Source organism: Desulfosporosinus cupriresistens, assembly GCF_001707885.1.
In the GTDB taxonomy this organism is placed as follows: Bacteria; Bacillota; Desulfitobacteriia; order Desulfitobacteriales; family Desulfitobacteriaceae; genus Desulfosporosinus.
Genome location: NZ_MASS01000001.1, coordinates 75,106 through 93,538 on the forward strand (window position 1 = coordinate 75,106; position 18,433 = coordinate 93,538).

Sequence of the window (18,433 nt, forward strand, 5' to 3'; positions counted from 1 at the left end):
GCCTCCCCTCAACTTTTATACTCGTTTCCTGCAAAACGGCGAACTTCCTTTAGTTCAACACCATTGACCAATAGGCGCTCGGCAAGGGATTGGGATACATACCCCAGGCGTTTGTGATTTCCTACAACCTCTATTATTCTTCCGGCCTCGTCTTTTTCGTAGTGGTCTACATCATATTTAAAAAGGGTATTGCCTGTGACCTCACCGTTTTTCACCCCTGTGGCCTCGAATATTTCGATATACTTGCGGGATTTATCGGGGAGCTGCATTTTAAAAAGCATGATCGGAAAGGCTTCCACGATGTTTTTGAGCAGTCTTTCCTCCGACAGAGAGGTTCCGGCTTCCAGACACATCGTAAGGATTCTTTCATAGGCTGTTCTGGCACTATTTGCGTGCAGGGTGCTGACGATGGTGTGTCCTGTCCTTCCTGCCTCCTGAACTGTCAGTGCTTCCTTTCCCCTCATCTCAGCCGGGACAAGGATTGCAGGATGGAGCCTTAAGGACAGCTTTAACAGGTCAAGCATGGTGATGGGGTTAGGTTCTTCCTTCGTTAAAAGGTGAATGACATCATTAACCATGACGCCGTTTTCATCCAGCTGTACCAAGGTGAGCTCTCTTGTGTCTTCAATGGTTACAATTCTTTTATCGCTTGAAATACAGCTTAAGATATATCCCATATCGGAGGTTTTTCCGCTGCCGGTTGCCCCGGCGATGGCTAACGATATGCCGTTGTTGACGCAGAGGGTGAGAAAGTCCAGTTCCTCTGCTGTTGCCGTCCCCCAGTGGATAAGGTTCTCTCTTGTGATATAGGACGGCTTTTGCTTTCTTATGGAAGCAATGGCACCTGCATCAGGGTCAACGCACGGTACAATGGCACCAGACATACGGATTCCTCTGGATATGAAGCTGTCGCCGATGGGCTTTGAGCCATCCAATATGACATTGCCGAACCGGCTCATTTTCTTGGCGATGTTTGAGCAAGCCTCCGGACTGCTGAAAGTGACCGGGAGCCGTACCTTTTGATCTTTATATAAAACCCAAATGCCGTTGCAGCCGTTGACATTGATTTCTTCAACCTCGCTGTCCTTAAGGTATTCAGATAAAATCCCTATGCCCGCCATATCGTTGTAAACCTGGTCTACCAGCTCGGAGATGTTTTGAATCCCCTTTGCCACCATCCGCTCACTGTTCAAATACTGCATGATAAGATTTTTGAGCTTTCCCTCAGCTTCCTCTGAATAAAGCACTTGGGCCAGCTCGGTAGAGTGGTTTTTAGAGATGATCCGCTGCAGCTTATCCAAAATATCGCTGTAGTCCTGGGCCTCAAGATTGTTCTCCCCGCCGTCGGAACGCAGCTTGTTTGCCTTGTAGATCAACTCGTTTACCGAAAACTTGTTATTCACTTTCCTTTACCTCCGCAGATTTCAGCTGAGATTTGCTCCAGAACCTTGCTGTAGCTACTGCATCTCCTGTCCTTGAAGAAATATATCGGTGTTCCGGCGTTTTCAAGCTCACTTGCCCGTTTTACAAATGGAAGCTCATGAGCAAAGGAAAGTTCTATCAGGCTTTTAAAGGTTTCGTCGCAGAAATCACCGTTAGGAGTTTGCATTATATTGATTTTCTTGTCGGCGATATGCAGCTCTCTTACAAAATCCTCTACACCCTTATGCCACATTTGCGCAGCAATAGATGGCTTATGCAGGGTATATATCCTTTCTGCCATCCAGAGACCTACGCCGGATACCGGATTTGCAATATCCTCAGCGCCATCAACGATGAGGATATCAAACACTAATGAAGCCGCATTAATCAGCTTTTCCACACTTTGAAGGGATACGCTGTCACAAAGAAGTCCGGTGTAGTGATTTGGCACCGACAGGAAAAACAGGTTTTTGTTTTCCTCATACTCTGAAAACTTCTCTCCAATGTTGGGGTTATCATCATTTAACCCATGGAACAAACCCTTGTCAGGCGGGATACTTTGACCAAAGAATATTTGCAAATTGCCATATATCAGATTGGAGGAGATAAGCCCAACAAGGCGGTCACGGCTTGCCAAAGCACAGGCCAGATTGACCGCAAAGGTAGTTTTTCCGCTGTTGTCCTTGCCCCAAACGGCTACTAGCTTACTGCCCATCGCCAAGTCCTCTTTTCTCAAATATGAAATGCAGTTTGCCTGTGTACTCGGCTTCAATAAGCTTTACTGCCTGTGCTTCGGTGACAATAAGGGTGACGGTCTTGGGTACAGGGTCTAAAGATGGACTCTTGTTATCCGCCTGCTGCTGATCTCTCACCTGTTCAGTGCTTTGTGTGCGGGAATTTTCCACACTGTAAACCTCAAGGCTTTTAAGCTCAGGGTATACCATTACCTTTGGAGAAGTACCTTGCTCCGTATTTGAATTTTCTTTTTGATTGAGAAAGACGGCAACCGTCACAAAGTCACCGCTTTTCAGATGCGATGAGAGTCCTGCAGCTATACTCGGTACACTGACTGTAACAAGGCGTTTATTGTCCTTGACAATGCGGTCCAATTGCTCATCGGTGACAAAATTGCCTATCTTTTGGGGAAACAGATAGTCTCCCTTGGCAATGTAGGTCTTTGCAATCTTGCCGATTATCGAGTTTTTGTCATTTATGATGTTACCCGGCAGTCCGTATTTCCCAACTTCGACTTCAGCAAAATGTTTGCTTTGTATCTTCGTGCCTGCCTGGATATCCTCTGCAGCCCGCAGCACCATCACCGTTGCACTCTTGCCCCCATAAAACTTTGGCAGGAGCAAAAAGGAAATAGCTCCTGCCAAGACAATGCAAAGAATGCTTAAAAATATCCGGTTCTTAAAAATTCTCAAGACATCTTCATCCTTTCCTAAAGGTATTTGGCAGAGTATTTCTCATTCAAAATACTCCGCAGCCTTGACGCTTTTCACAAACTCCCCAACCTCGTCAATGGACCCGGCCAGGGTATATCCGAGAATGGAAGCCAGCACCCTGCGGTGGTATTTACCGTACCTGCTGGCGCGATAATCCAATATGGCGACTACTCCCGTATCGGTTTCGCTGCGGATCAGCCGTCCAAGACCCTGCCGGAGCCTGGCAATCATCACCGGGAAGGCATACCTGTCAATGAATTGGGAAAGAGAGGAAAAGTCCTTCTTTTTGTACTCCATGATGGGTGACGGTACGGGAAAGGGCAGATTGATCACGATGATTGAAGACAGGATATCGCCGGGGAAGTCCACGCCCTCCCAAAAGGAGCCGGAAGCGAAAAGGACACCGTTTCGGCTTTTTCTAAACGCCTCGGCGGTGTTCTTTGTCCCCTTGTGCATGGTAATAAGGGGGAATTGGGTGATTCTGTCCTTCAAAAGCTCATGCACAGCCGACAGTAGCTTGTAAGAGGTGAACAAAATGGCGGTATGGCCGTAGGTGGCCTCCACCAGCTTTTCAATTTCATCCGAAACGGCGGTTATGTACCGCTCGTCGTTTTTATCGGGAAAGGGTATTTTCTCGGAGAGATAGAGCCTTGTGTTGCTCTTATAGTCAAAGGGTGAAGGTGTCCGTATCTCCGCCAGCAGCAAGGAAGACAGTTTGCCGATGCCTGTCTGCTCCTTGAAAAAGACGTAGCCTGTGTCATCGGTCAAGGTGGCCGAGGTCAGTATTTTGGAGGCCATGCCTTTCCACAGCACCTCATAGAGCAGAGCTTCCATGTTGGTGGGGATGGCGGCAAGTTGCCACAATCCATCGTCGCCCTTCTCCAGCCAGTAGATGATATCCTTCGGCGCCAGAAAGGTTTCAATTCCGCCGCTGATTTCCCGGTGCAGGTGCCCAAGCTGCCGACAGCAAGCGATATCCTGAAAGCAGGCCCGGTATATCCCATCAAGGCTGGTCTGCAAATCCCACATGGCTTGTTTGACGGCAGCATTTAGCTTCACGTTTTTCTGCCGGTTTTCCTCCGTTTCATCCGTGGGCAGGGTTTTCTCAAGCTCCATAAACAGCCTTTGGTTATGAAAGGCCAGGTCATCGCTTAACAGATAGGCTTTTTTGTGATATGCCTTGTTGCCGGTGGTGTGGTTGTGGAGGATTCGGATAAACTCACCCGTCAGACTGCTTGAAAAGCTCTCTCCCAATATCTGATAGGCGGCGTCCAGGAGCTTATGGGCCTCGTCTATGATATGTACGCCGCATTTCGGTATCAGGGGGGAAAGCCCCGAATGCTCCCGCTGCGCATTGGCAAGATAGTAATTGTGGTTTGTCACCTGAAAGGTATAACCGTCCGATCTGGCGCGGCTGATATGGTCGATATACCGACACCTTTTGTAGTAGGGGCAATTGCGGCCGCAGTCCCTGGGCACATTGATTTTGCGGACCACATGCTGTTTTATGTCGGGGTAGGCGTCCAGGTCAATATTGCCCTGCTCCAGTGTCTTTGCTTTCAGCTTTTGATAAAGCCTGACATCTCTTGAAATATCGCTGTTTGCAAGATAGCCCATGAAATCCGCGTAGCGTTCCTGGCACAGATAATGCTCCTTTCCCTTTCGAAGTACAGCGGTAACGGGGCTTGCGATGATTTTATACTCCATCAGTATCCTAGAAAGGTCTGGGATGAACTTCCTTATGATAGACTGCTGTAAATCAATGCTGGAGGTGGTGATGGTAATGGGCGTCGGGCTCATCGGACCGGCAAAAACATAGGGGCTCGTCCGTCTTTCCTTCCCCTCATACAGACCATAGACAATGGCAGCCACAAGGTAGGCAAGGGTTTTTCCCGTGCCTACCTCGGCTTCGCACAGGGCGACCTTTTTATGCCTCATGCTCTCGAACATCATCACCGACAGTTCAAGCTGCTTGTCCCGCACCACATAGCCGTATTCCGGCATGAGCTGCCTGAATATGGCTTCAATCACAATTTGGGGCTGTGGTGGCAGCACAAACTGATATACCTTGCAATGGAGTATCTTTTTAACAAGGCCCGGATAGTCTGTTTCGGAGAACACAGCTTGGCTTGTCGCCAGCACGACTGACTTCTCGGTGGCGTAATTCAGCACGGAATAAGTAAATCTCTTTCCTGAAAATCGGAAATAGACAATATACCTGCCGTCCAGGGTAAAGAAATAGTTGCTGTCAGCCTTTATCCTCCCGGCCAGAATGTACCTTTCCAGAATAGAATAGTCTCTCGTCGTTATATCAAACATTATTTATCTCCCTTGAATTTACGAAAATATGAAAATGTCTGGCGACAGAATGGTGCGCCGGAGCACCAATGGTTTTGAAAACACATCAAGGCGTCAATCGCTTTGTGTCCCGGCGCAATAGTTCTGCCGTCATACAAAAATGGCAAAAATATATGTATCATACTTGTTCACAACGTCCCTGATACAAGGGTATGTACCGGTTTGCTCCTTGCTGGAGAGCAACATATCAACTGGCATGGGTATCAGTTTCCAACCCAAACCGGCCTGATCCCGTCATTCATCGCGGGCTGCCCAATGCGGTGAGGCGTTCAAGGCAGAAGTATCATTGTGTATCCCTTTCCCCGTCATCGCCATTCAGCCCGCAACAGGCTGATTCAAAGCCGGGAGTAATCGCTCGCATTCCTATGGAATGGTCATGGCGTTCCCGCTTATGTGGCTTGCCGCTTCTAAGCGGCGGGAAAGGTGGCTTTTCCGATACACCGTATATGCACTTGTCAAGGAACAGCGAGGGAGATAATAAAAATAACCCCTCACTTCTTTAAGGAAAAAAGTGAGGGGGTGTACGGATTTATTTTTTATTTTTCTAAAAGTTTTTCAAGTTTTTTTAGGATTCTTCTTTTACGGTCATTGATCGTCATCAAAGGTGTTCCTGTTTCCACTGATAATTTACGTTCACTTTTGCCCTTGAAAAACAACGAATAAATCAGCAGCCGTTCCTGTTCGGTCAGCATTTCCATCGCCACGGTCAACCTGGAAAGCATCTCGGCCTTGATAAGCTTGTCCTCCGCAGATTCCTGTGTCTGCGCTAATAAGTAATCTATCTGAATGCCTTTTTCCTCGCATTCTTCATAGGATAGATTATTTCGCTCGGAAAGCTTGTCCAAATAGGATTCGCGCTCTTTATTTTGATAATATGCCTTGTAAACTTCCTCGGTTACCGGGATTCGCTTCTTATTGACAAGCAGGGTGTATGTTTTGTCCTCCTGCATTTTGATTTCCTCCGTTTCTGATTTGTGAATTTCTCAAAACCAGAAATGGAGGGAGGAGAGCGGCACCCTACCGACTTGGCAAGGGTGTCAAAGTATTTAATTGCAATCTGCGGTCGAAAATTTTGATTTTTTGTCAAATAAAAAAACGCAATTTGCGACAAACAAATTGCGTTTTTATGGCTTGTATGAGGTGTATTGAATTGTAAAATTGTTGGTGTCTGCGTGGAAGTCCGCAGAGATCTAAGGTACCTATCCGTGTCGGAGAAATTGATCTCTGCATGATAAGTGCCTTTGTATCTTCTTAGTTCAGCTACTCTAGCCTTTCTATTATTATTAAAATTCCATTTGCCATTTGCCAGCACCTCACTCACATGAAATGAAAAATAAGGCTGTAACGGTCATATTTTATTGAAATATGTCATTGTATTACTGGCATCAAATTATGAAATTTCCTCGTTAAGTCTAAAACGCAAAAACCTGCCACTAAGGGCAGGTTTAGACCCGTTGTCTCTGCGGTAGCCAGGCTATCATAGTGCTGGTAAGCACCTTAGACCCTATGGCTTTGCGTCCCTGTCTTTTGACAGGTTTGCCCTTAGCGCTGATAATTTAATTGTTATTTATAACAACGCAACAATTATTTGTGTTGAGAAGAAACACCGAAGGAATCTTTCATCCATAATAGATTGAGTTTATGAATAAATTTACTCTTTTTCGTTTATCAAGGGAGTAAATTTATCCCGGCGGGATGACCGCATGTCCAACCCGAACTGGTCTAATCTGGCCTCCCTCCGACTGACATTGTATAATTCACAAATTCAGAAAGAATCGCCTAGATACTTAGACACTTGTCATCTATGCCCTCATTATATCTAGGCGAAAGAGAAGGTATGTCAGATCCTGCCTAGGGAATCCAACATAAGGGATTCGCTAAGTGATAATCAACTTTGAGCTTGTCTTTTTTTACTAACAAAACGTCCAATAGCAAAAGTTATTAAACCTATAACTAACACTCCTACAAACGCCGATAAAAGGAAACCAAGCGCCTGTTGCCAGAATGTTTGGTCGTATCCTGCAATGCCATAGTCTTTGAGTACTGCATGATTCCAAAAATCACCAAATTTTTGGAATCCCTCTGGAACAAATCCGAGTCTTGACTGTATGTCCTCTCCGCCCCATTCTCCCCAAGCAGTTCCTGATGCCAGAAGCCTCAATGGAGTAAATACAGCAATGACCAATAACCCAATGACATACTTTCTTAAACTAAAAGAAGGATTTTTACTTTCTGAATTATTCCTCAGTTCAATAAAGCTGGATCGGAACGTTGCAAATAAGCAATGACCATTGCAGTTACCACAGCCTCGACCGGCCCTGCTACGATCGCATGAACAAAAAGCATTGCCGATACAGCCACACTCAGTCCATAGGGGCTATAAAGCGGAGTCCCGTTAGCTGTATGACAATAGGGGAATGTTCTTAGCACTTAGTGTTTTAGAGGTTTTCTTAGCTGCAATTGCTAAGACAGATGCACTTACAATCCCCATCACATCTGTTTGTGGACTCAATACCCGTCTGGAATATGCATACTAAAACTCTTCCTCTTTCTCTTATTTGAGCGAGTGCTTCATTTTTGTGGTTAGGTATTTATATTGACACACCTTCCTTTCAGGCAAATAAAAAAGACCACAAAGTAGACTCTAACGAGTCAAACCTCCATGGTCTTTGCAAACACCTTCATGGTCTTGCTCTGCAATATCATTTTTCAATAATATAACAAATATTCTACAATCACTTGCAAAATCCTGCCAAATAATTCCTTGTTATAAAATTAATAATTTTCACTTAGGGATCACGACAACCTTATCAATCTTTAGGATCGGTCAATAGTTGATAGTTATTTTGTAGTACCATAACCTGCTTCCCACAACATACTTCCATGACTTGGCAACTTCGAATTAATGAAGGAAAAAGTTGGAACAACAAGGGCGGATGAGTTTAACAAGGCTGATTCTACTGAATCGGTTTCAGGATTTTTACTCTTGTGATAGTTTTTGTAACACTATAGACTAGGAGCAAAGCCAATATCTCTTCATGGTAATGGTAGTGCCAATATCCATCACCTTCATCTAATAGCTGAAATATAGGAGGCAATTTAATGAGACATCAATATCCACTGGGGATATTTTCTTGGTTTGGTTTTGTACTTCCTTTTCAAGAGAGGATCAGATTAATCAAAGAAGCTGGATTTGCCGCGACCTCTATCTGGTGGGAAGATGAAGACACTCCATGGCGGGTCAAGAAGGAGAGTATGCCTCAGTTGGTCAGAGATATGGGTTTAGTATTAGAAAATTTGCATGTCCCTTATAATAACTCTAATGCGTTGTGGTCAGAGCACGAGTACGTGAGATTCGAATTTATCCAAAGACATATCCGGTGGCTTAATGATTGTGCAAACCATCATATACCGATGATGGTCATGCATTTGACAGAAGGCGTCAACCCTCCAGCGCCAAATGATTATGGCGCAAAAAGCTTGTTAGAACTCGTGAAGCTTGCCGAGGAACTTGGGGTAATGATCGCCATCGAAAATACCCGAAGAAGTGATAATGTTCCCTATTTGCTCTCCAAAATTCAATCGAACTACTTGGGTTTTTGTTATGATAGTTCTCATCACTTTCTATCGGACAAACAGGACTTCAATCTACTTGACAATTTTGGAGAGCGGCTTGTAGCGACTCATTTGTCGGATAATGACGGACTCGAAGACCGGCATTGGTTACCTGGGCATGGCATTATTGATTGGGTTATGGTAGCCCAACACTTTCCAACGGGTTATCCAGGGTGCTTGACGCTGGAAGCTTATCCGACGACTGAGGAACACGAGGAGTCTCCTGAAAACTATCTTAAAAGAGCCATTCAAAAAGTAAAAAATGTGCGCGATCTATTAGACATAGAAGGTTTACCCAGGTAGCGTGGATGCACATAGTAGCTTTTTCACCCACGGAGTTGAACGTGATTTTGAAGGCGGAGTTATTGACTTGGATTTTCTAGGATCTGAGTTTTTTTCTAAAAAGATACTTTTCGCGTCTTTTTCTAAGTTGTCTAACCCAATTGCCATTGTCTTCATACATCTCACCCCCTAGTGTTCTAATCATACGTGTGCCATTTACCGTCTTAGCCTCAGGTACACCGTAAAAGGAATTGGTTAACTGAGTAAGTATTGTAATTACTCGATTTTTTCTCACGATGAGCACGACCTGCTGACCCTCTTGTGTAGGATCTGGGGCTAAATAGTACTTAGTGCCTCTTTTCATTTTGTTCAATATACAAGCTACCTCATCAGCGTCCTCAAAAGAAACCTCGTGAGCAGTTTGTAACCACTTCTCCATAAAGCGGTTAACTATGAGTGGGTCTAACCCAAGTCTGCAGACAACACCTTCTAAGCTATGAACTGTGGCTGTAATCATGACATATCGCTCCATCCACTAAGTTATTTACACATATGTACGCTTTATAATTAGAAATACACTTCTCAAGTGAAGCACTATCACAGCTTCCTAAGCATATGCTCATTCCATCAAGCCAAATTTAGTTTTTATTCGGTCTAGCTTTTTTAGCCAAGGTTTTGCCAACACAAAAAGAAAGATTAGGGTTGATACTGCATGAGTAAAATCAAACCAAAAACTTGATATGTAAGCCGCTACTATAGCCTGCCAAGTAATAGGATTGATAAATCCGATAATATACCAGAGGTTCATGACCCATCCAAAGGCAAACCCGGCTACTAGTCCATAGATTGATAAGCTTAATTTCCCTTTGAGAAAACCTGCATTTTTCAATATCCCTGCGACAAAACCGATCATCCCCCAACAGAACATTTGCCACGGGGTCCATGGACCTTGTCCAAAAAATAAATTCGAGGCCACTGCCGCTGTCGCACCTGTCAAAAATCCTGCCTCAGGTCCAAACGCCATAGCGCTGATAATTATAATGGCTGAAGTCGGCTTAAAATTGGGAATTGGGGCAAAAGCAACCCGTCCTAAGGCCGCCAGAGCAGCCATGACAGCAATAACTACCAATTCTCTGGCTTCCGGCCTACGTTTTTCAAACCTTAAGAAGAAGGGAACCATCGCCACGATCACAAATATCACACTTAATAAACCGTAGTTCTTATCCCCGTTTAACGTAGATAGCATCAACAACAACGGTAATAAAATGATTAACATAATTCTTACTACTTTTGTGTATTTGCTTATATGCTTAGCTTGCATAGTGCAATCACGTCCTCACAAGTCACTGCCTTGGGGAATATTCCTCTGGCCATCCGGTTGGCAGCTGTCGTATAAAAATTGTTTCCTGCAAAAAACTCCTTCGCTTTTCCTTCTGATACAATATTTCCGTCAAACATCATGGCACATTGATCAGCATACTCCGCCGCAAATTCGATATCATGAGTTACAATAACTATCGCAACATCTTGGCCGCCTAACTTTTTTAAGATTTCACCTAATTCTTCCTTAGACTCTGCATCAAGCCCCTTGGTCGGCTCATCTAATAACACAATTTTGGGTTTTAATAATAAAAGCTTGGCGAGTGCCACTTTTTGCTGCTCTCCACCACTTAAATCATACGGATGTCGTTCAAAAAATTTAGTGATTCTCAATTCTTTGGCAATCCTGTCAATTTCAGCGCTTAGAGTATCCTTATCCAGTCTAAGCATCATTGCCGCCTCTTCCAGATCCCCTAAGACAGTATCACAAACAAATAAAGCGGCTGGATTTTGAGGTAAGAGAGCAAGATTGTTTCGATAAAGTTCTCCAGCTTGGAAAGCCTCTATTTTTTTACCGTTAATGACAACCTTTCCTCGATACTGTTTTAGTAATCCTGAAATCACGCCTAGCATGGTCGTTTTACCGGTTCCGTTGCCACCTAACACACAGAGTATTTCCCCCGAGTAGGCCTTAAGCGAAAATCCCCGCAAAATGTCATCCCCTGCCTTGGAATACTTAAACCATATTTCTTCCGCTGCAATGACAGGCTTTTGCTTTTGAGCTCGATCTTTCACTTGATCATCGAAGATTTTCTCGACTGGGGTCATATATTCAGCGAGCCATTTTCTCCCGTCCCGCACGCTTAAAGGACAATGATTGCCCAAACTTATCTCGCTATAAATCCGAATTGCAGATGGCAATCCTTTAAACATAGTCTGTTTATGATGATTATTGGCTAATAGTTTGGCTGTTTGCTCTGGTGTATCAAAGCAAACGATTGCTCCTTTTTGCATGACCACAATTCTATTAGCCATAAGGAATACTTCTTCAAGTCTATGTTCTGTTAAAATGACGGTAACTGCTAATTCTTTATTTATTTTAGCGATCGTTGCTAAAAAATCTTGAGCCGCAATGGGATCGAGCTGAGCCGTTGGTTCGTCCAAGATTAGCAGCTTTGGTTGCATGGCCATCACCGAGGCTAAATTCAAGAGTTGTTTTTGTCCGCCGGACAATTCGTCAACCGATTTTCTAAACCAGCCATCGATGCCAAAGAAGCTGGCCATTTCGGCCACCTTACGACGAATTTCGGAAGTACTTATCCCTAAATTTTCCAGACCAAACGCCAATTCATGCCAAACGGTATCTGTCACCAGCTGATTTTCTGGATTCTGCATCACAAATCCAATTTCAGAAGCCGCCACTCTTTGATCTAATTTTTCAATATCTACCCCTCTATAATATAACGTACCCACCTTACTACCATGCGGTGTAATCTCACGCTTAATATGCCGTAAAAGGGTGCTCTTGCCACAACCTGACTCGCCACATACTAAAACAAACTCGCCTTCCTTAATCTCTAAGTTCACACTTTCGAGTGCTCTTTCCTGGGTATTAGGATAGGAAAAGCTCAAGTTTTCTATTTGTAAGCACGCCATTTGCAGCTCTCCCTTACTTCAATAATAATCGGCAAAAACGCTAATACTGCAAATACTATATATAGGACAATAACCTGGGGTGATAAATTCAAAGGTCTGATTGACGGATAAAATTGCATTGTCCCGTATCCTGCGAAATACCCCACAAAGCATATGCCCGCTAGTACGCTAATCAGGCCTAATAACAAGCCATCCCGCTTATCAAATTTAAAGAGTGAAAAAGTCGTTCTGTTTTTTAGTCCATACCCTCTAGCCTTCATTGAATCTGCCGTTTCAAGCGCATCCTCCATTGACCAGCTCAGCATTATGGATATGACTCTCATGCCCTTTTTAACTCTCTCACTTAGACTTCCTGTTCTTTGATCCAACCCTATTGTATGTTGAGCATTAGATATGGTTTTCAGTTGATATTTTAACTTGGAAATCATTCTAATGGTCATTGTAATCAGCAGGGCTGCCGCCGGAGTCAGCTTGGCAAACAAATATAAAAATTTATCCGCTGTAATAACTTTACTGTAACAAGAGAACCAGGCCAGAATGGCGATCAGAGACGCCGCCGAACATATTCCATACAGTATAGCTTCTAAGGTAATGGGATTGTCCATGAAGAGAAACAACGTTGTTCTTCCTCGATGATTAAATAAAGGATTGCTAACTGCGATTAATAAAAACATGGGGAGGTAAACTAAGAGACTTAACTTCACGCCCCTTCCCCCATTCAAAATGAAAGAGAAAATTAGGGCTGAAATTAAGGTTACCCCCAAAAAAACCGGCTGCATAAAAAGCATCGTAAAAACTACCATTACTGCAAAAAACACAAAGCTTACTGCTGGATGAAACGCTGAGAATGCTCTGTTCAAAGGCTGCTCTCTCCCTTACTTCCGTAGCCACTTTCGACCCTCTTCACTCTCCCGATCACTTCTGGCCTAAATCTCTGCCCATATTACAGGTATAATTCCATTCAATGGTGTCACCATTCTTAAGCTTAGTTTGGTTACACCCAAAGTTCGCATACAATTTGTTGACACAATACATCCATCCGCTTAAAGGTCCGCCGTCAAGCTCATAAAGATTATTAATCCCTTTAATATAAGCTGTTCCATTGGAACCTTCATACTGCATCTGAATATTATTTTCGCGAACGACTATCTTCAATACATCAAACACAGTTTCTCCCTCTTTAAACTCTACTTTTGTGGGAGGCAAAATGATTCCATTAGCAGGAACGACATCTTTAAATTTTTCCTGCTTGTCGAGACCCTTAGCAACTGCAGTAGAACAGTTGATCGCAATAGTTACTGCTGGCTTGTCTGTATTTTCAGGTTGTATTGGAATCGGAACTTGAATTGTCGGTGTTGGCGTGGAAGGATTAGCTTTGATAGTCGTCGTGAGTGCCGCTGTGGTTTTAGAAGGATTTTCTTGACTTTGAGCGCTATCTATTGTCTTAGGCAGATCTGCTTTGATTGGTTGATCAACTTGGGATTTACTGCTATCTGCTGAATTATTTTTGTTTTCTGGCCCAAGAGAAGTATTGTTTGATTTAGTTGCTTCCATATTGCTTGATACCTTATTCACGCTGTCCTTAGGCAACCCAGATGCAGTTTGATTATCTACGCCACACCCCGTCAAAAGAAGAGCCACTACTAACAGAAACATGGCAAGAAGCGATGCTAGCTTTTTCAAATTATAGTCCTTCCCTCACACATTTTCTTATATATGAGGGTCCGTATTCCTGATCATAGATTATCCAATGTTAACGGACCCTCATATATTAGGCACTCAATTACTCTTGTCCTTAATCGTTACCCCTATCACAACAAATTTAGCTTCCGGTAACTGGCATAACATTCAGATTCATTATGCATCCGCCAAGGCTCCTAGCGTTCGAATGAACATAGTTCTAGTCTCCAGTATTACCAGTATTATTCAGAAGAGATCTGAACCGTCAGGGTTTTCTAAGGACGAAAATCATATAAGGAAGTCTTTCCATCCTTTAATCTGACATAAGAGGCTAAGGCCAGCAGGGCTTGCTCGGAAGCAGTGTTATCCGAATTCCCCGTTAATAGATGTTTAAAACCACCGTCCGCGGATCTAAATTGAAGCAAGGCACTCAATAACGTCTTGTTATTTTTAATGAACATCGAGTTGGTATCCATATCGATCCCTAGCGACGACAAAGCAATCATTGTTTGGCTAACACTTTCACTACTCTCTGTGCCCCCGGATTTAAATCCTCCCTCCGAATCCTGCAGTGCGCTTAAACAAGCTAACGCCTTATTCACAACAGCCTGCACTTCCGGATGGCTGTCTGAATAGTAAGGGGCTAAAGCCTGAAGAGCCATCGCCGTAATATCCGGATCACTATCACCCGTTCCGTCCAGGGAGAATCCTCCATCAGACAATTGCTTGTTCAGAATGATTTTTAGTAATTTTTCTGGCGTCCATTGAGCAGTCGAAGGTAAATTATAATCACCGCTGTTCAGAGTAAGCAGGGCAAAAATCGGCCCATTGATGCCCTGAGCTTCAATATCAGGATAATTGGCGATCTCAGCAATCAAGTCCTTGCCACCGAAATTGCGGGGATCTCCTTTGGCTGCTTCTACTGCCAAGCACATTCTGGCTAGGTTGGTCACTTTCCGTGTGACGGAGTTCCAATCTTGGCCAAGGTACTTCTCGTTTTCCGCCAGATAAGAGGACAAGCCATCGTTGAGGTTCAGCTGACCCAGTCCGACAGTGGGCCAATTATAGACCGTAGGATCAATAATTTCACCTGAAGCAGCCTGCTTAAAGGCCGCTTGAATAGTAGCCTTTTCCCAGACTGCCAAACCACTGATAGTTTCATCCACCTGCTGGCGGGTTGTAGCTCCTTCCTGAGGCCGAACTAAATTAGGAACTAGCGTACGCAATTTGGTTTCTTGATCTGCGCTGATAATCCCGGTCCCTCCCACAATGACCAGATCGGAAGTCGTTCCTTTGTGGGCGGTTAGGAAACTTGAAGCGGCTTCTGGTATGGTATTATCAACCATAATAACCGGAGAGAAAGAATGCGCAGCCAAATTCCCCGCTGTTAAGGCATCGGCAAAATTTAGACCTGTCACTACATAAACCCGGTCCGTATTAAGACGTAACCCCTGGGCTATGGCCGTTGAAGTCGCATAACGGTCACTTCCAGCATAACGTACCACTCCTGGCAAACGCTGAGTAATAGTTTCCGGGATGACGTTACTGCCGCCCACCACAATGGTGGAACTGACTTTTTGCGCAGCCAGTGCTTGAACTGTGGGATCTGGAAGAACCGTCCGTTCCGTGAAAAGAATCGGGATTCCCTTGTAGGCAGCATAACTGGATACAGCTAGAGCATCCGCATAACTATTTTCACCACCATTGGCAATGATGGCCTTCCCTGTTGTACCCAAAGCAGTGGCAAGCAGAGCTGCCGTGCTATAACGGTCCCGTCCGCCGTAGCGCAACACATTGTCCGCTCCGTAGACTTTTTCCAGTTCAGCTTGGATAGCCTGGGAAATGACGGCTGTCCCGCCGATTAAGGTAATCTTTTTCGACCCCAATTTTTGTATTTCTGCCAGAGTCGACGGGGTAAGAGTGTCTGTCTCCGTTAACAGGATAGGAGCGTTGAGCTTAAAGGCCAAGGGAACTGCAGCCAAGGCATCAGAAAACGCATAGGCATTAACCAAAACCACATTGTCTGCTCCAGCTTTCCAGCCCTGTGTGGCCACCGCATTGGCTGTTTGGAAGCGGTCAAGGCCGGCCAAACGCTTAGGCACACTCGAAACATCTGCCATGACAGCATACGTAGAAAAGTGATAAGTAGGCACGGATAGGGTCTTGGTGATCGGGTCAAAAACGCCGCCCAACTTAACCCAATCGTTTTTGGCCGTATTCCACCAATAGATGGCCAGTTGTTGGGTCGTGATCCCGGTGGGAAGATCTCCAGAGGCGACAGGGAAACTAATCTCAACGGGCGCATTAAACTGAACAGGCTCTGCCTGTTCAGCACCTGTCGAGTTTTCAAAGCCAAACTGGCGCTGGAACTTAAGAGGATTGATGACTATCGCGCCTGTGTCGGCCTTAGGTGGAGTCGTCACCTTACCTATCTCGACTGTGAATTTAACCGGAGTACTCTGATTACTTAACGCTCCTGGCGGCACAGTCAGCTGAACTCCGTCCGCTGCCTGCAGGACCACCTGCTCTGTACCAGCCGGACTTACAGTGGGAGTGTTGTCTGGGAGTCTAGCCCCGGCCTGTTGCTGGGCCGTGACATTAGTTAAGACTGCCAAGGCGTCCTGATTAGTTTGGCTGTTTGATCCAGTTGAGCCAACCGGATTAGTGACTGTTGGCTGGGCTGGAATTGGGCTAACACTGGTAGCTGTTCCTGCACCGCTGTTATCCGGAGCACCTATGTCTTTGCCCATATTGGTCGTATACTGCCAAACCACTACGTCACCGTTTGTCAAAGTAATTGACGCTGCACTTACACTCGGATAAGCACCATTTACTGAATACATCCAACCGCTGGAAGGACCATCAGTACCTGCGTTGATCCCATTAATCCCCGTAACATAAGAACCTGACCCAGTAACAGCCGCTTGGCCGAGCGTCTTTATCAGAACGGAATAAACCGTATCCCCACTTTCCAAGGGCACGGTTGTCGACGAGAGAATAGTTTGTCCATTCTTTCCGGCAACTGTCAAAGTAATATTACTTTGGACAGGCGGCTGCGAAGAAGTTCCGCTGCCTGACGGCGTGGAATCAGAAACCGTGATCTGCAAAGCCTGATGATTGCCAGCACTGAAGATAAAATTCAGTGTTGTTGTTCCTGTCGCTTGTTGGGCTAGGTAACCTTTAGCAATAGTTACAGTACTGCTAGTGGCCGATACCGTATAGTCGCTCCCAACCGTCAGCGTAGTCCCGCCATTGGTTATACTGGTTAAAGTATGTCCGTTAAGAGTCATTGCTATTGGCACATCGGCTTGATTTGCAGTATTCTTGTCAAAAACAGCCGTCACAGGCGTTATTGTACTGTTATTATTTCCCTGGGTACTGCTTTCTTGCAGCCTCTGCCAGACTGATTTATGGGCAAATAGATCCCCCAACGCAATCAAGGACTGATAGGTTGCCATAGCATCAGTTTTTCCTGGATTATAAGGAGAGTAAAATGACCCGTCGGCTAACTGAAAACTTAGCAGGTCATCAAGCATGGTTTTCCCGTTCTTTTTCCAGCTATCCGATAAAGGATCTTCACCGACAGCTACCAAACCCGAAATCACTGTAGCTACACTGTTGGGATTATCTGTTCCCCAGGAAGCAAATCCTCCTGTATTCTGTTGAATACTCTTCAAATAAGCTTTAGCGTTATTGATAGCAGTCTGAACACCAGTTACCGTTTGATGGTTGGCCAGAGCCAGCAGGGCCATCCCTGTTTGGTCAGGATCACTAGTGTTGTAGTCTGTTGAGTAAAAAAAAGCTCCGTCCGAATTTTGATATGTCAATAAATTTGATATTGCTTTTTCTTGCTCATACGGTGTTTTCGCAGCATCCAGAGCCACCATAGCCCAGATTTGGTCGCTTGAAGTTAGACCTAAGGAACCTGGGAATACACCTGTACTGCTGTCCTGTGTCGCCTTCAGCTCTGACAAGAGGTTACGTCCGTTTAGAGTATTGCTCGGATCTTCTCCCTTGGCCAGTGTTCCCAGAATATTTCCAGCAAGAATAGTTTTGCTGCTGTCCCAACTGGTTTTACTGCCTTCCCCTGCACCCCAGAGTCCTACCATATCCCACCAGGTAGTGGCATTACTATAATTATTGCTGTGATAATAGCTAAGTACTTTTGTAAGACTGGTTGAATAAGCTGGAGTGGAATCAGAAACCGTTATCTGCAAAGCCTGAGGATTGCCGGCACTGAAGATAAAATTCAGTGTTGTTGTTCCTATCGCCTGTTGGGCCAAGTATCCTTTACCAATGGTAATACTGCTGCCGGTCGTTACTGTATAGTCGTTCCCTACCGTCAGCGGAGTTCCACCATTGGTTATACTGTTTAAATTATTTCCGTTAAGAGTCGTCGTTATTTGCACATCGGTTTGATGAGCAGAATTCTTGTCAAAAACAGCTGTCACAGGCGTTATAGTGCTGTTCTGATCTAATGCCGCATAAGCCGGTTTAGCCAAAGGAATTTGCACAACCAACATGGAAAGCATCATTACAGCTATCAACAGCCATGAATATAATTTTCGAAAATCTCTTTTCATTTCTATTTATCCCCCTCTACATGCCTATAGCTAAAGTATCTCCTCGTTGCTTTAGAAATTAAGAAGCCT

The 18,433-nt window shown here is 44.7% G+C and carries 15 protein-coding genes and 1 riboswitch; of the genes, 1 reads left to right on the forward strand and 14 read right to left on the reverse strand.

Annotation, left to right across the window (positions count from 1 at the left end):
• Positions 1-8 precede the first annotated feature (8 nt).
• From DSBG_RS00335 to DSBG_RS23480, 7 genes are all read right to left on the reverse strand, one after another.
• On the reverse strand, positions 9-1,376 hold the full coding sequence (locus tag DSBG_RS00335) for an ATPase, T2SS/T4P/T4SS family (protein ID WP_242877351.1): 1,368 nt from the start codon (positions 1,374-1,376) through the stop codon (positions 9-11).
• 23 nt (positions 1,377-1,399) lie between these two features.
• On the reverse strand, positions 1,400-2,137 hold the full coding sequence (locus DSBG_RS00340) for a CpaE/TadZ family protein (protein WP_068962236.1): 738 nt from the start codon (positions 2,135-2,137) through the stop codon (positions 1,400-1,402).
• Positions 2,127-2,849 carry a Flp pilus assembly protein CpaB gene (gene cpaB, locus DSBG_RS00345; RefSeq protein ID WP_068962237.1) on the reverse strand — a complete coding sequence of 241 codons (723 nt, stop codon included), beginning with the start codon at positions 2,847-2,849 and terminating at the stop codon, positions 2,127-2,129. Before cpaB ends, DSBG_RS00340 begins: the two co-directional genes overlap by 11 nt.
• A 42-nt stretch (positions 2,850-2,891) precedes the next feature.
• Positions 2,892-5,189: an ATP-dependent DNA helicase gene (locus DSBG_RS00350; RefSeq protein ID WP_068962238.1), complete on the reverse strand. Its 2,298-nt coding sequence runs from the start codon at positions 5,187-5,189 to the stop codon at positions 2,892-2,894.
• A 575-nt stretch (positions 5,190-5,764) separates the two neighbouring features.
• Positions 5,765-6,178 (reverse strand): sigma-70 RNA polymerase sigma factor region 4 domain-containing protein, encoded by a 414-nt coding sequence (locus DSBG_RS00355; protein ID WP_068962239.1) that lies wholly within the window; start codon positions 6,176-6,178, stop codon positions 5,765-5,767.
• Between the two features lie 511 nt (positions 6,179-6,689).
• A riboswitch (cyclic di-GMP riboswitch) is annotated at positions 6,690-6,779 on the reverse strand.
• A 337-nt stretch (positions 6,780-7,116) separates the two neighbouring features.
• On the reverse strand, positions 7,117-7,413 hold the full coding sequence (locus DSBG_RS23475; RefSeq protein ID WP_083236648.1) for a PDGLE domain-containing protein: 297 nt from the start codon (positions 7,411-7,413) through the stop codon (positions 7,117-7,119).
• 59 nt (positions 7,414-7,472) lie between these two features.
• Positions 7,473-7,658, reverse strand: a complete 186-nt coding sequence (locus DSBG_RS23480) for an energy-coupling factor ABC transporter permease (protein WP_242877352.1) — start codon at positions 7,656-7,658, stop codon at positions 7,473-7,475.
• 672 nt (positions 7,659-8,330) lie between these two features.
• Between DSBG_RS23480 and DSBG_RS00365 the strand changes: the two genes are divergently transcribed.
• On the forward strand, positions 8,331-9,146 hold the full coding sequence (locus DSBG_RS00365) for a sugar phosphate isomerase/epimerase family protein (protein WP_068962241.1): 816 nt from the start codon (positions 8,331-8,333) through the stop codon (positions 9,144-9,146).
• Positions 9,147-9,222: 76 nt separating this feature from the next.
• On the opposite strand, the gene DSBG_RS00370 is transcribed toward DSBG_RS00365, so the two are convergent.
• From DSBG_RS00370 to DSBG_RS00395, 7 genes are all read right to left on the reverse strand, one after another.
• Positions 9,223-9,642, reverse strand: a complete 420-nt coding sequence (locus DSBG_RS00370; protein WP_068962242.1) for a hypothetical protein — start codon at positions 9,640-9,642, stop codon at positions 9,223-9,225.
• Positions 9,643-9,744: 102 nt separating this feature from the next.
• Entirely contained in the window at positions 9,745-10,401 is a 657-nt protein-coding gene (locus DSBG_RS00375) for an ECF transporter S component (protein ID WP_242877353.1), read from the reverse strand.
• Positions 10,402-10,427: 26 nt separating this feature from the next.
• Positions 10,428-12,101 carry an ABC transporter ATP-binding protein gene (locus DSBG_RS00380; protein WP_068962244.1) on the reverse strand — a complete coding sequence of 558 codons (1,674 nt, stop codon included), beginning with the start codon at positions 12,099-12,101 and terminating at the stop codon, positions 10,428-10,430.
• Positions 12,083-12,865 carry an energy-coupling factor transporter transmembrane component T gene (locus tag DSBG_RS00385; protein ID WP_242877363.1) on the reverse strand — a complete coding sequence of 261 codons (783 nt, stop codon included), beginning with the start codon at positions 12,863-12,865 and terminating at the stop codon, positions 12,083-12,085. Before DSBG_RS00385 ends, DSBG_RS00380 begins: the two co-directional genes overlap by 19 nt.
• Entirely contained in the window at positions 12,753-12,992 is a 240-nt protein-coding gene (locus DSBG_RS23485) for a hypothetical protein (protein WP_242877368.1), read from the reverse strand. The genes DSBG_RS00385 and DSBG_RS23485 overlap by 113 nt, the downstream gene beginning before the upstream one ends.
• 24 nt (positions 12,993-13,016) lie before the next feature.
• Positions 13,017-13,784 (reverse strand): DUF4430 domain-containing protein, encoded by a 768-nt coding sequence (locus DSBG_RS00390; RefSeq protein ID WP_068962246.1) that lies wholly within the window; start codon positions 13,782-13,784, stop codon positions 13,017-13,019.
• Between the two features lie 272 nt (positions 13,785-14,056).
• Positions 14,057-18,364, reverse strand: a complete 4,308-nt coding sequence (locus DSBG_RS00395; protein WP_068962247.1) for a X2-like carbohydrate binding domain-containing protein — start codon at positions 18,362-18,364, stop codon at positions 14,057-14,059.
• Between the last annotated feature and the right edge of the window lie 69 nt (positions 18,365-18,433).

Coding starts and splice junctions, on each gene's coding strand:
- DSBG_RS00340 (WP_068962236.1), bottom strand. CDS start 2,137: ATGGGCAGTAAGCTAGTAGCCGTTTGGGGCAAGGACAACAGCGGAAAA.
- DSBG_RS00370 (WP_068962242.1), bottom strand. CDS start 9,642: ATGATTACAGCCACAGTTCATAGCTTAGAAGGTGTTGTCTGCAGACTT.
- DSBG_RS00375 (WP_242877353.1), bottom strand. CDS start 10,401: ATGTTAATCATTTTATTACCGTTGTTGTTGATGCTATCTACGTTAAAC.
- DSBG_RS00395 (WP_068962247.1), bottom strand. CDS start 18,364: ATGAAAAGAGATTTTCGAAAATTATATTCATGGCTGTTGATAGCTGTA.
- DSBG_RS00350 (WP_068962238.1), bottom strand. CDS start 5,189: ATGTTTGATATAACGACGAGAGACTATTCTATTCTGGAAAGGTACATT.
- DSBG_RS00355 (WP_068962239.1), bottom strand. CDS start 6,178: ATGCAGGAGGACAAAACATACACCCTGCTTGTCAATAAGAAGCGAATC.
- DSBG_RS00380 (WP_068962244.1), bottom strand. CDS start 12,101: ATGGCGTGCTTACAAATAGAAAACTTGAGCTTTTCCTATCCTAATACC.
- DSBG_RS00365 (WP_068962241.1), top strand. CDS start 8,331: ATGAGACATCAATATCCACTGGGGATATTTTCTTGGTTTGGTTTTGTA.